Below are 12,844 nucleotides of genomic sequence, written 5' to 3'. Positions count from 1 at the left end.
AACACAGGGAAGACGCACGTGGGACATGGAATGAAGGCTGCCATTGCGCTTGCAACCGCGCTTTGTGGCACGCCGGCCGTTGCGGCCTGGGAGCCGACGAAACCGGTGGAGATCGTGGTGGCGGCGGGTGCGGGTGGCGCCTCCGACCAGATGGCCCGGATGATGCAGGCCGCGATTCAGAAGAACAATCTGATGAAGCAGCCGATCGTGGTCTCGCTCAAGGGCGGTGCCTCGGGTGCGGAAGCGCTGATGTACATGAAGTCCAGCGAGGGCGATCCCAACAAGGTGCTGATTGCCTATTCGCTGATCTACATGCTGCCGCTGTCGGCGAAGATCCCGTTCAACTGGCGCGAGCTGACGCCGGTCGCCGTGGTCGCGCTCGACCAGTTCGTGCTGTGGGACAACAGCGCAGGCCCCAAGACGTTGAAGGAATTCGTCGCGGCTGCGAAGGCTGCGAGCGCGCCGCTCAAGATGGGCGGCACCGGCTCCAAGCGCGAGGATCACGTGCTCACCGTGTTCCTGGAGCAGAAGACCGGGGCGAAATTCTCCTATCTGCCCTACAAGTCCGGCGGCGAGGCCGCGACCCAGCTGGTCGGCAACCACACCGAGGCCAACGTCAACAACCCATCCGAAAATCTCGAGGTCTGGCGCGCAGGCCAGGTACGTCCGCTCTGCGTGTTCGACCGGGAGCGCATTGCCTATACGACCAAGGTGACGGACACCCAGTCCTGGGCCGACATCCCGACCTGCAAGGAGGAGGGCGTCGACGTGCAATATCTGATGCTGCGCGCGATGTTCCTGCCCGGCAAGGTCACGCCGGAGCAGCAGGCGTTCTACGTCGATCTGTTCCACAAGGTGACGCAGACCGCGGAGTACAAGGACTACATGGAGAAACAGGCCTTGAAGCCGATCTTCCTCACCGGCAAGGACATGGTGCAGTTCCTCGAGGAGGACGATGCGCTGAACAAGTCGCTGATGACGGAAGCCGGTTTCGTCGCGAAGTAGCCGGCCTCCACCTCGCCCCGCTTGCGGGGAGAGGTCGGATTGCATCGAAGATGCAATCCGGGTGAGGCGGACTCTCCGCGAGTCCGACTCTCACCGTCCTCGTGGAGACTCCCCCTCACCCTAACCCTCTCCCTGCAAGGGGGAGAGGGGATTGGTCCAAGCAGTCCATGTCCCAAACCGATATCGAGATCGTCGTCGAGGATCCCACCGCGCCCGAAGACGATTCCCCTTCCGTCGTCTCTTCCGGCACGGTCGAGATCGTCGTCTGCCTGCTGCTGCTCGCGCTCGCGGTCACGCTCGGCCACGACAATTGGCGCACCGGCGCGTCCTGGGATGCGACCGGGCCGGAGCCCGGCTATTTCCCGTTCTATCTGTCCGTCATTCTCGCCGGCGGCAGCCTCTACGGCCTGATCACCGCGTTGCTTGCGCGGCGCGCCTCGTCAGGAACCTTCGTCACGCGCGCGCAAGGCCGCCGCGTGCTGGCGGTGTTCGTGCCGACGCTGCTGTTTTGCCTGGCGACGCAGTTCCTCGGCCTCTATGTCGCGAGCTTTCTCCTGATCGCGGGCTTCATGCGCCTCGTCGGCCGGATCGCGCTGTGGAAGTCGCTGCTCACCGCGTTCGCGTTCACGGCGATCATGTTCGTCACCTTCGACGTCGCCTTCGACGTCATCATGCCGAAGGGGCCGCTCGAAGCGGCCCTCGGGCGCTAGGCGGAGCCCCCGCGCGATGGAAGCTCTCGGTCTCCTGTTCCACGGCTTTGCCGTCCTGCTGACGTGGAAGACGCTCGTGCTGATGATGGTCGGGCTGGTTCTCGGCATCTTCGTCGGCGTGCTGCCCGGGCTCGGCGGCCCCAACGGCGTTGCGATCCTGTTGCCGCTGACCTTCACGATGGACCCGACCTCGGCCATCGTGATGCTGTCCTGCATCTATTGGGGCGCGTTGTTCGGCGGAGCCATCACCTCGATCCTGTTCAACATCCCGGGCGAAGCCTGGTCGGTCGCGACCACTTTCGACGGCTATCCGATGGCGCAACAGGGCAGGGCGGCGGAGGCGCTCACTGCGGCGTTCACCTCCTCTTTCGTCGGCTCGCTGGTCGCTGTGCTCCTGATCACCTTCCTCGCGCCGATGATCTCGTCCTTTGCGCTGAAATTCGGCCCGCCCGAGTTCTTCGCGGTGTATCTTCTCACCTTCTGCTCCTTCGTCGGCCTCGGGCGCGAAGCCAAGCACAAGACCGTCATCTCGATGTCGCTGGGCCTGCTGCTCGCCGGCATCGGCATGGATACGGTGTCCGGCAGTCTGCGTATGACCTTCGGCTCGCCGGAGCTCTTGCGCGGCATCAACTTCCTGGTCGCCGTCATCGGCCTGTTCGGCATCAGCGAGATCCTGCTGACGATGGAGGAGCGCCTTGCGCTGCGCGGACATGCGGCCAGCATCTCGCTGCGCGTCGTGCTCGGCGTCTGGAAGGATCTGCCGAAATACTGGGTGACGCTGCTGCGCTCCTCCTTCATCGGCTGCTGGCTCGGCATCACCCCGGGCGGTGCGATCGCGGCCTCCTTCATGGGCTACAATCTGGCAAAACGCTTCGCCAAGGAGCCCGCGAGCTTCGGCAAGGGCCGCATCGAGGGCGTGTTCGCGCCGGAGACGGCGGCGCATGCCTCCGGCACCTCGGCGCTGCTGCCGATGCTGGCGCTCGGCATTCCCGGCTCGGGCACGGCCGCGATCCTGCTCGGCGGGCTGATGGTGTGGGGCCTCAATCCGGGGCCGCTGCTGTTCGTCGAGCACAAGGATTTCGTCTGGGGCCTGATCGCCTCGATGTATCTCGGCAACGTCGTCGGCCTCGTGCTGGTGCTGACGACGGTGCCGATCTTCGCCTCGATCCTGCGCGTGCCGTTCGCGGCGGTGGCGCCGATGATCGTGGTGTCCTGCGCGATCGGCGCCTATGCCATCCAGAACGCGATGTTCGACATCTGGCTGATGCTGGGCTTCGGCGTGGTCGGCTACGTCTTCAAGAAGATCGGCATTCCGCTGGCGCCGTTCACCCTGGCGCTCGTGCTCGGCAACCGCGCCGAGGATGCCTTCCGCCTGTCGATGATCGGCTCCGGCGGCACCCTGAAGGTGTTCTGGTCGAACGGCCTGGTCGGTTCGATCACGACCCTGGCGATTCTGCTGCTGTTCTGGCCGGTGATCGACGGCTTGCTTGCCCGTGTCGGGTTGACGCACAGGACCGGAGCTACATCGCCCTAGGACGGGGGATCGATGTCTCTTTTAAATCAATAACTTAAAAGAACGGGTGGTTTTTCGGCCGGGATACTACCGCGAGTGCGATTGTTTCCGAATGTTGCCGCGGCGGCACAGCCCCTGGGCGGACATGCGGCTATATTTCGATCACAAGATTGTGCAAGGGGGAATTCTCCATGAAGCGGATAGTGATTGGAATGGCGGCCGCGATGTCGCTGTTTGCGACCGGCGCGCTGGCCGCCGATCTCGCGGCAAAGCCCTATGTCAAGGCGCCGATCGTCGATCCGGTCTGGAGCTGGACGGGCTTCTATGTCGGCGCCAACGGCGGCTACAGCTGGGGCCGTTCGCGCACTGACGTCTCCTATTTTAACACGCCGACTGGCACACCGATCGCGCCTCCGGCCGGCTCCATCACCAGTGGGGCGTTCGACATGAACGGCGGTATCGCGGGCGGCCAAGCCGGCTACAATTGGCAAAATGCCAACTGGGTCTATGGCATCGAGGGCGACCTCCAGTGGTCGGGCGAGAAGGGAAGCGCCGGCTTCAGCTGCGTCGGTACGGCCGTCGCGCCGGTCGCCGGACCCTGTCTTCCCGGCCTGACGTTCTTGCCGCCCGGCGGTCTGGCTGGCACGACCTTGACGGTCGACCAGAAGCTCCAGTGGTTCGGCACGGTCCGGGGCCGCGTTGGCATCCTGGCGACTCCGAAGGTGCTGTTCTATGGCACCGGCGGTCTGGCCTTCGGCGAAATCAAGACCACAGGCACGATGACCAGCTTCAGCGGCATTGCGCCCTTTGGCGCTCCGATTACGTCGGTCGGCTCCAACTCGACCACGCGCGTGGGCTGGACTGCCGGCGTGGGTGTCGAGGGCAAGATCACCCGGAACTGGAGCGCCAAGCTCGAATATCTCTACATGGATCTCGGGCGCTTCTCGTCCGGTCCGTTCACGCTGTCGCCCGCCTTGCCGATCAGCGCCAATGTCTCGTCGCGCTTCACCGACCACATCCTGCGCGCCGGCATCAACTACCAGTTCGACAGCCCGGTCGTCGCCAAGTACTGAGATCAACCAAGGCGTCAACAAGAAGCAAAGCCCGGCTCGCGCCGGGCTTTGTCGTTGCAGACGGGGCGCGCGAGGTTCACACCACCTTCGCGTCGCGGAGCCTTGCGATTTCGTCGGCTCCGAAGCCGAACTCCTTCAGCACCTCCTCGGTCTGCTCGCCGAATTCCGGCGGCCGCGCCACCATACTGCTCGGCGTGCGCGATAGCGTCACGGGCTGGCCCACCAGCCGGATATGCCGGCCTTCGTCGTTCGGCACGTCCTGTGCAATGCCGAGATGCTTGACCTGCGCGTCCTCGAACATCTGGTCGATGGCATAGATCGGCCCGCAGGGCACGCCGGCCTCGTTGAACTCGCGGACCCAGGTCTCGGTCGACTTCGTCACGGTGCGCTTCTCGATCTCGGCGTTGAGCGCATCGCGGTTCTTGGAGCGGGCGGGAGCCGTTGCGTAGTCGGGATGAGTGTAGAGCTCCGGTGCGCCGATCGCCTGCGCGCAGCGCTCCCAGATCCGCCCGCCCGTGGTGGCGATGTTGATGTAGCCGTCGGAGGTCTTGAACACGCCGGTCGGAATGCTGGTCGGATGGTTGTTGCCCGCCTGCCTGGCGACCTCCTTCTCCATCAGCCAGCGCGCGGCCTGGAAGTCGAGCATGAAGATCTGGGCCTGCAGCAGCGAGGTCTGCACCCACTGGCCCTTGCCCGAGACCTCGCGCTCGAGCAGGGCGGTGAGGATGCCCATCGCGCAAAACAGACCGGCACTGAGGTCGGCGACGGGAATGCCGACCCGCATCGGGCCTTCGCCCGGCGCGCCGGTGATCGACATCAGCCCGCCCATGCCTTGCGCGATCTGATCGAAGCCGGGCCGCTTGTGGTAGGGACCGTCCTGGCCGAAGCCGGAGATGCTGCCATAGACGATCCGCGGGTTGATCGCGGCGAGGCTGTCGTAGTCGATGCCGAGCTTCTTCTTCACGTCGGGCCGGAAATTCTCGACCACGACGTCGGCCTTGGCGGCGAGGCGCTTGAACACCGCGAGCCCGCGCTCGTCCTTCAGGTTCAGCGTCATCGCACGCTTGTTGCGGTGCAAATTCTGAAAGTCGGAACCGCGCCGCGGTCCGCCCGGCTGCTCGCCGCCGGCATCCTCGGTCAGGGCGTCGATCTTGACGACGTTGGCGCCCCAGTCGGCGAGCTGCCGCACGCAGGTCGGTCCGGAGCGGACACGGGTCAGATCGAGCACTGTGAAGCGCGACAGGGCTTCCGAGGCATGCGGGAAGGGCATCGTGAAAGGCTCCGGGACAGGTTGCGGACCTACCATAGTGGCCAGAGATCACGCGACAAGCCGGGCCGGCGCCGATGCCGCCTGCTGAAATGCCTTGCCTGAGGCGCTGTCTGCGAGGTCAGCGCGACACGCGCTTCAATTCGGCTCGCGCCTGCGCGGCGAGGGGATCATCGCCATGGCGCGCAATGAAGAGTTCAAGGGCCTCCCGCGTTCCCTTCCGGCGGGCAGCTTCATATTCCTCTGCCACCGCAGCGGCGGGAGCTCGCGCCATCGGCATGGAGGGCGCGCGCCCTGCCTTGCTGCTGTCGTCTGCCTTGGCCTTGTCCACCATGACAGGCAGTCCTCCGAGACGTTGATGGGACAGTCCAGCAAGCGCAATCAAGGCGCCAAACAGGCTGGCCGGGAGTGTGCGTCGTTTCATGAAACCCTGCAAATCACGGGCGTCCCTGAACGAAACTCTAAGCTGCCGTTCCGTATGACTACGGGATTTAACGGCTAACACAGCCTTATGGAAGCAGCGCAAACGCCGCTGCCCCATTTAAACCAAACGTTTAACTCTCTAGCTAGAATCATGTGTCCCCGCGGCGAATCACACGACGCGTTGCTTGGAGAGTCCATTGGCCACAGCCGTTTATGTCAGTGCCACCAACAACGCCGAGATCGACGGCCTGCTGTCGGGCGTCAAATGGTCGGGCACGATCACCTACAGCTTTCCTGACGCACCGAGCGACTATTCGAATCCTTATTCCGGCGGCAGCGGCGAGCCGACCACCTCGGGCTTTGCCTCGGCGCCCACGCAGATCCAGGCGGCGATCGACTACGCGGTCGGATTGATCCTCGGCTATACCAACGCCAACATCCAATATGCGGGCACCAACGGCGCCGACATCATGATCGCGCAGTCGCCTGCGGCCAATCCGACCGCCTACGCCTACTATCCCGGCAATTATGCGCCCGCCGGCGACATCTGGTTTGGGACGCAATACAATTTCTCGCTGGCCAAGCTCGGCAATTATTACTTCACCACTGCGCTGCACGAGCTTGGTCACGCGCTCGGCCTCAAGCACAGCCAGGAGGCTGGCGGCCCCGGCAACGTCGCAGTGCCGAGCGCGCATGACAGCAGCGAATACACCGTCATGAGCTATCGCAGCTATGTGGGCGCTTCGACCACGGGCGGCTACACCAACGAAGCCTACGGATATTCGCAGACCTACATGGCGAACGATATCCTCGCGCTCCAGACGATGTATGGCGGCGCGGATTACACGACGCAGAGCAGCAGCACCGTCTACACCTGGAATCCGACCACGGGGCAGCAGTTCGTCAACGGCGTCGGCCAGCTCGCACCGGGAGGAGGCGTCGGCGGCTCGGCCAACCGCATCTACGAGACCGTCTGGGACGGCGGCGGCACCGATACCTACGACCTGTCGAACTACACGACGAACCTGAGCATCAATCTCAATCCGGGTGCCTCGTCGGTGTTCTCCTCCGTGCAGCTGGCCTATCTCGGCAACGGCCACTACGCATCGGGCAACGTCTACAACGCCTATCTCTATAACGGCGACGCGCGCTCCTACATCGACAACGCCACCGGCGGGTCCGGCAACGACACGATCATCGGCAACGCCATCGCGAACACGCTGAACGGCAGCGGCGGCAACGACACGATCACCGGCGGTGCGGGCAACGACACCATCAACGGCGGCTCAGGCACGGACAACGCGGTGTACTCGGGTAGCCAGACCAACTACACCGTTTCATACAACGCCACGACACAGACCTTCACGCTGGCGGACCTGCGCAGCGGGTCTCCTGACGGCACCGATACGGTCACCGGCGTCGAGTATTTCCAGTTCGGTGGCGCCACGGTGACCGCCTCCAGCCTGGTGCCGAGCGCGATCGAGACGTTCGGATCGACCAGCGTAGCTCTGACGAACGGCTATTATTACCTGAACAACATCTCGACAGGCAGCGGACCGACGCTGAAATACGCCGGCGCCGCGGTGATCGCGGCCAATTACAGCACGTGGTCGGTGATCGGCGCCGAGCAGGTGTCGGGCGGTGGTTACGACGTCGTCTGGAAGAACTCGGCAAATGCCCATTATTCGATCTGGAGCACCGACAACACCGGCAATTTCATCACCACTCTCGGCTCGGCTTCCGAGATGCTGGGGACGGATGCGGCTCTGAAGGGGCTGGAGCCGACGCTGCAGCAGGATCTCAATGGCGACGGCACGATCGGAATCACCGTCGTCGGCGGAGCCACGATCGAGACGTTCGGATCGACCGCGGCGGTCCGGTCCGGCGGCTACTACTATCTGAACGACATCTCGACAGGCAGCGGACCTACGCTGAAATATGCGGGCGCAGCGGTGATCGCGGCCAACTACGGTAGCTGGTCGGTGGTTGCCGCCGAGCAGGTGTCTGGCGGCGGCTACGACGTGGTCTGGAAGAACTCGGCGAACGCTCATTATTCGGTCTGGAGCACGGACAGCACCGGCAACTTCGTCACGACCCTGGGCTCGGCCCCCGAGATGCTCGGGACGGACGCGACCCTGAAGGCGCTCGAACCGGCGCTGCACCAGGATATCAACGGTGACGGCACGATCGGCGTCCCGATTGCCCCGGTCGTCAGCGGCGTCACTATCGAAGCCCAGGGATCGACCAGCGTGGTCCTGTCGGGTGGCAATTATTACCTGGACAGCATCTCGACCGGCAGCGGCCCCGCCTTGAAATACGCGGGTGCTGCGGTGATTGCAGCCAATTACAGCACCTGGTCGGTGATCGCCGCCGAGCAAGTGTCGGGCGGCGGGTATGACGTGGTCTGGAAGAATTCGGCGAACGCGCACTATTCGGTCTGGAGCACGGACAGCACCGGCAATTTCGTCACGACTATCGGCTCGGCTCCCGAGATGCTGGGGACGGACACCGCTCTGCAGACGCTGGAGCCGACGCTCCATCAGGACATCAACGGCGACGGCACGATCGGCCGCCCCGTACTCCCCGTCAGCGGCGTCACGATCGAGGCGTTCGGAGTGACCCGTTCGGTTCTGTCCGGCGGCAACTACTATCTGTACGACTGGGCCGGGACCGGTCCCACGTTGAAATATTCCGGCGCTGCGGTGGTCGCGGCCAATTACAGCACCTGGTCGGTGATCGGCGCCGAGCAGGTCTCCGGCGGCGGCTATGACGTGGTCTGGAAGAATTCGGCGAACGGCCATTATTCCGTCTGGAGCACGGACAACAACGGCAACTTCATCACCACTCTCGGCTCGGCTTCCGAGATCCTGGGGAGCGATTCATCCCTGAAGGCGCTGGAGCCGACGCTGTACCAGGATCTCAATGGTGACGGCGCCGTGGGCGCAGCGCCAATCGCGATCGCCGACGACGGCTTTGTGTTCGATCAGGTTGCAGGCGGAACCATGCTGCTCGCCCCGTCGGAGCCGCCGGATTTCATGCCCGCGCCCGCAGACCAGCAGATCCTGTCACGAGAGAATGTCGTCGCTGCGGCGGCGGGGCACGGCCCTGCGGCGACCGACGGCCTGATTGCCTTTCTTCACCTGCACGATACTGGCTTCATGCTCGGTTGAGGGGCGTGGCTGTCGTCTCGAACGTGGACGGCGCGGTGAATTCTGTCACAGATTGGGTGTAGTATCGCCGTTGTGCACGACGCGCCACCGGCTAGGTTCAGCGCGTCACCGACGACGTTTAGTACAAGTTCCTGAGATAAAAAATTCGGTCAAATTGAACCTTGGCCGATCGGGCGCGACCACTAGAAGGCCCGGGGCCCATCGCGCAACCCTCGCGTGATGCGAATTTGATGAAGTCTGATTCCGGTGTTTCCCAGTAGCGTTGCGTACTCAATCATTTGAACGTGAAGGTTCTGTACGAGCCGACGGCGGCGGGGGGAAGTTTCAACGACATCTGGAGAGAGATGCTGCGGGCGAGCGCAACGCGTGGCCCGCGGCAGCGACGATTGTGCATCGCAACTGGCTGGGAATTCAGCTCATTTTTTTTTTGGAGGACGACAAAATGCGTCGAATTGCACTCTTGGCTCTGCTTGCCGGATTGTTCGCGCCGGTGATCGCATCGCAACCGGCTCATGCGCAGGCCACCCGCACGTGGGTGTCCGGCGTGGGTGACGACGTCAACCCGTGCAGCCGCACCGCCCCTTGCAAGACCTTTGCCGGCGCGATCTCGAAGACCGCGGCGGGCGGCGAGATCAATTGTCTCGACTCCGCCGGCTTCGGCACGCTGACGATCACCAAAGCCATCACGGTCTATTGTGAAGGCGTCGTTGGCGGTGTCCTCGCCTCGAACACTACCGGCTTCATCATCAACGCCGCCGCGACCGATCACATCGTGCTGCGCGGCCTGGACATCGACGGCGCCGGAACCGGCATCAGGGGTGTCAACATCATCCAGGCCGCTTCAGTAGTCATCGAGCATTGCTCCATCAGGAATTTCAACGCCGCGAACGGCACCGGCGTTTTCGTCAACCCCTCGAACTTCAACTCCATGCTCATGATCCGCGACAGCGTGATCTCGCATAACGGTACCGCGGCTGCTGGCGCCGGAATCAGCATCAACACGAACGGCGGCAGTTCGCGATCCCTGATCAACAACACGGCGGTTCACAAGAACTTCGTCGGCGTCAGCGTGCAGGGATCGGCCAATGTTCAGATCAACGACAGCAATATCTCGGAGAACCTGAGCACGGGTCTCGCCCTCAGCGGCGGCGCCGGCGTGCGTGTGGGGCGATCGATGATCGTCAACAATCTCGGCGCAGCAACGAGTGGTAACGTGCTGTCGTACCTGGACAACCAGATCAATGGCAACAACCCCGACACCACGCCGGCAACAGCTGGAGGGTATCACTAGTCGCTTGCTTCCAGAAGCACCTAGCATGGCAACAGCGTTAGATTTTCGGTTCATTTGGAGGTTTGAAATGCGCAGGATTGCTCTTTTGACCCTTGTCTTGGGATTCCTCATCCCGTTTGCAGTATCGAAGCCGGCTCACGCTCAGGCGACCAGAACGTGGGTGTCGGGTGTCGGCGATGACGTCAATCCGTGTAGCCGCACCGCTCCGTGCAAGACCTTCGCCGGCGCAATCTCGAAGACCGCGGCCGGCGGCGAGATCAACTGCCTCGACTCCGGCGGCTTCGGCGGGGTGACGATCACCAAGGCCATCACGATCTATTGTGAAGGCGTCATCGGCGGCGTCCTCGTGTCGGGGACCAACGCCATCACCATCAACGCCGCGGCGACCGATCATGTCGTGCTGCGCGGCCTCGACATCGAGGGCGCCGGCACCGGGCTCAGGGGCGTCAACATCCTCCAGGCGGCCTCGGTGCTCATCGAGCACTGCTTCATCAGGAACTTCAACGGCGCAAACGGCGCCGGCGTCTTCGTCAACCCGACGAACTTCAACTCCATGCTCATCATCCGCGACAGCGTGATCTCGCATAACGGCACCGCGGCCGCCGGCGCCGGGGTCAGCATCAACACCAACGGCGGCAGTTCCAGGTCTTCGATCGTCAATACGGCGATCCACAAGAACTTCGTCGGCTTGAGCGTGCAGGGATCGTCCAACGTTCAGGTCAACAACAGCAATATCTCGGAGAATCTGAGCACGGGCGTCGCGCTTAGCGGCCCTGGCGGCGTTCGGATCGGCCGCTCGATGATCGTCAACAATCTCGGTGCGGCGACGACGGGTAACGTGCTGTCCTATCTGGACAACCAGATCAACGGCAACAATCCGGATACGACGCCGGCGACCGCGGGCGGCTACCACTAGGTCTGCGCCAGATCGATCGACGAGCTCCGGGCGCGCGCCCGGGGCTTTGTCGTGCCCGGCGGCACTATGGATTTCGGGATGCCTGCGGACTAGTCTGGCCGCCTACGTGGGGAGAGACGGTCGCATGGAGATCCTCGACAGCCGGAATCCAGGCTTTGGCCGCACGGTGCCGCAGGTGCGCGGCTTCTCGCGACTTGGGTGGGGCTGTGCCGCCGTGCTGCTCGCGCTCGTCTCCGCGATGCCCGCCCACGCCCAATCGTTCCGTCAGGGCGTTTCCGCCTTTCATCGTCAGGACTATGTGACGGCGTCACGCATCTTCATTCCGCTCGCCGAGCGCGGCAATGCGGCTGCGCAATCCCATCTCGGGATGCTGTTCGAGACCGGCCGCGGTGTGCCGCAGAACTATACGGAAGCGGCGATGTGGTACCGGCGCGCGGCGGAGCAGGGCGACAGCCGTGCTCAATATTCCCTCGGCCTGCTCTATGACCGCGGCCTCGGCGTGCCGCAGGATATCGTCGAGGCCTCCAAATGGCTCAACCTCGCCACCGCCGCAGCGCCGCCGCAGGTGCGCGAGGCGCGGGCGCGGATCCGGGATGCCGTGACCACCAAGATGACGCGGGGAGAGATCGCGCAGGCCCGCCTGCGGGCGCTGGAATGGGCGCCGAGCCGCGAGCAGTGACCGACTGCCTTGGCCGTCCGCCGGCAAGCGGTGCCCGGAGCGGGCGGCATCGCCACTATGACATCCTGCGGGTGATTTGCCCGACGTGTCAAATCGCTTCGTAAAATCCGTAGGCGCTTGCCGCGCTCCGGTAAGTCATTGATAAAACTGGCCTCGCCTACTGTGCATGGGGTTGTTATCGAAAATCTTAATGCAGGGCCGCTACCGCCAGCCGCCGAGCCAGTTCGCGTACCAGGTCTCGCCCAGCCAACCGATCCAGATCGCGGGCGCCAGGAATAGTCCGAAAGGCAGGAACGCCGTGGCGCGCAGCGGCCTGCCTTGCCGCGCTGCGTTGGCGACATAGGCACCGATCGCCAGCAACGCGGCCAGCTCGATCACGGCGGCGACGGTCGCAAGATCGAGCCAGGCGCCGCATACCGCGGCGAGCTTGACGTCGCCGAGCCCGAGGCCGTCCCGGCCGCGCCAGCGCCGGTAGGTCGCCATCAGCAGCAGGAGCGGGAGTGCCACGGCCGCCGCGCGCGCCAGCGGCCAGAGCAGCGCCTCGGCGCCGGCATCGGGCACCATGGCGCCGGCACGAAGCAAGGCGAGTGCGAAGCCGGCGCCGGTCAGCGCGTTCGGAATGCGGTACTCGCGAGCATCGTTGGTCGCGATTGCAAGCATCAGGGCGGCCAGGAACGCGCCGTACAGGCCTTCGGCGCCCGGAGCAGCGATGAGGCTTGTGATCACGCCGGCCAACAGGCCCGTGCCGAGCACGAGCGGCGGGCCCGTCCCGATTTTCGACGGCCGGTCGCTCACGC

The 12,844-nt window shown here is 64.1% G+C and carries 11 protein-coding genes; 8 read left to right on the top strand and 3 right to left on the bottom strand.

Annotation, left to right across the window (positions count from 1 at the left end; genetic code table 11):
* Positions 1-30: 30 nt before the first annotated feature.
* From AC24YW_RS24620 to AC24YW_RS24605, 4 genes are all read left to right on the top strand, one after another.
* Positions 31-1,005: a Bug family tripartite tricarboxylate transporter substrate binding protein gene (locus tag AC24YW_RS24620; RefSeq protein WP_487485141.1), complete on the top strand. Its 975-nt coding sequence runs from the start codon at positions 31-33 to the stop codon at positions 1,003-1,005.
* 167 nt (positions 1,006-1,172) lie between these two features.
* Entirely contained in the window at positions 1,173-1,715 is a 543-nt protein-coding gene (locus tag AC24YW_RS24615) for a tripartite tricarboxylate transporter TctB family protein (protein ID WP_487485140.1), read from the top strand.
* A 16-nt stretch (positions 1,716-1,731) separates the two neighbouring features.
* Positions 1,732-3,249 (top strand): tripartite tricarboxylate transporter permease, encoded by a 1,518-nt coding sequence (locus tag AC24YW_RS24610; protein ID WP_487485139.1) that lies wholly within the window; start codon positions 1,732-1,734, stop codon positions 3,247-3,249.
* A 170-nt stretch (positions 3,250-3,419) separates the two neighbouring features.
* A complete protein-coding gene (locus tag AC24YW_RS24605; RefSeq protein ID WP_487485138.1) occupies positions 3,420-4,301 on the top strand; it encodes an outer membrane protein in 882 nt (293 codons plus the stop codon).
* A gap of 76 nt (positions 4,302-4,377) precedes the next feature.
* Here the strand turns inward: AC24YW_RS24605 and AC24YW_RS24600 are convergent, their stop codons facing one another.
* Together AC24YW_RS24600 and AC24YW_RS24595 are read right to left on the bottom strand one after the other, a co-directional pair.
* Complete coding sequence (locus AC24YW_RS24600) at positions 4,378-5,571, bottom strand: CaiB/BaiF CoA transferase family protein (RefSeq protein WP_487485137.1); 1,194 nt, start codon at positions 5,569-5,571, stop codon at positions 4,378-4,380.
* Positions 5,572-5,689: 118 nt separating this feature from the next.
* Positions 5,690-5,902: a hypothetical protein gene (locus AC24YW_RS24595; RefSeq protein WP_487485136.1), complete on the bottom strand. Its 213-nt coding sequence runs from the start codon at positions 5,900-5,902 to the stop codon at positions 5,690-5,692.
* Positions 5,903-6,188: 286 nt separating this feature from the next.
* Here AC24YW_RS24595 and AC24YW_RS24590 point away from each other — a divergent pair, with 286 nt between their 5' ends.
* The 4 genes from AC24YW_RS24590 (at position 6,189) to AC24YW_RS24575 (ending at position 12,047) form a co-directional block, all read left to right on the top strand.
* Positions 6,189-9,161 carry a M10 family metallopeptidase C-terminal domain-containing protein gene (locus AC24YW_RS24590; RefSeq protein WP_487485135.1) on the top strand — a complete coding sequence of 991 codons (2,973 nt, stop codon included), beginning with the start codon at positions 6,189-6,191 and terminating at the stop codon, positions 9,159-9,161.
* A gap of 262 nt (positions 9,162-9,423) precedes the next feature.
* Positions 9,424-10,452: a right-handed parallel beta-helix repeat-containing protein gene (locus tag AC24YW_RS24585; protein ID WP_487485134.1), complete on the top strand. Its 1,029-nt coding sequence runs from the start codon at positions 9,424-9,426 to the stop codon at positions 10,450-10,452.
* Between the two features lie 85 nt (positions 10,453-10,537).
* Positions 10,538-11,368, top strand: a complete 831-nt coding sequence (locus AC24YW_RS24580) for a right-handed parallel beta-helix repeat-containing protein (RefSeq protein ID WP_487485133.1) — start codon at positions 10,538-10,540, stop codon at positions 11,366-11,368.
* A gap of 124 nt (positions 11,369-11,492) precedes the next feature.
* Positions 11,493-12,047 (top strand): tetratricopeptide repeat protein, encoded by a 555-nt coding sequence (locus AC24YW_RS24575; protein ID WP_487485132.1) that lies wholly within the window; start codon positions 11,493-11,495, stop codon positions 12,045-12,047.
* Between the two features lie 201 nt (positions 12,048-12,248).
* On the opposite strand, the gene AC24YW_RS24570 is transcribed toward AC24YW_RS24575, so the two are convergent.
* Entirely contained in the window at positions 12,249-12,842 is a 594-nt protein-coding gene (locus tag AC24YW_RS24570; protein WP_487485131.1) for a prepilin peptidase, read from the bottom strand.
* Positions 12,843-12,844 lie beyond the last annotated feature (2 nt).

The sequence above is a fragment of the Bradyrhizobium sp. USDA3516 genome (genome assembly GCF_057651995.1).
Note: the sequence above shows the minus strand (reverse complement) of the source record. Positions and strands in the feature narration are given on the sequence as shown.

What these genes read in the sequence shown, in the direction of transcription:
- AC24YW_RS24575 (WP_487485132.1), top strand. Translation starts at nt 11,493, where the DNA reads ATGGAGATCCTCGACAGCCGGAATCCAGGCTTTGGCCGCACGGTGCCG.
- AC24YW_RS24600 (WP_487485137.1), bottom strand. Translation starts at nt 5,571, where the DNA reads ATGCCCTTCCCGCATGCCTCGGAAGCCCTGTCGCGCTTCACAGTGCTC.
- AC24YW_RS24595 (WP_487485136.1), bottom strand. Translation starts at nt 5,902, where the DNA reads ATGGTGGACAAGGCCAAGGCAGACGACAGCAGCAAGGCAGGGCGCGCG.
- AC24YW_RS24615 (WP_487485140.1), top strand. Translation starts at nt 1,173, where the DNA reads ATGTCCCAAACCGATATCGAGATCGTCGTCGAGGATCCCACCGCGCCC.
- AC24YW_RS24605 (WP_487485138.1), top strand. Translation starts at nt 3,420, where the DNA reads ATGAAGCGGATAGTGATTGGAATGGCGGCCGCGATGTCGCTGTTTGCG.
- AC24YW_RS24620 (WP_487485141.1), top strand. Translation starts at nt 31, where the DNA reads ATGAAGGCTGCCATTGCGCTTGCAACCGCGCTTTGTGGCACGCCGGCC.
- AC24YW_RS24610 (WP_487485139.1), top strand. Translation starts at nt 1,732, where the DNA reads ATGGAAGCTCTCGGTCTCCTGTTCCACGGCTTTGCCGTCCTGCTGACG.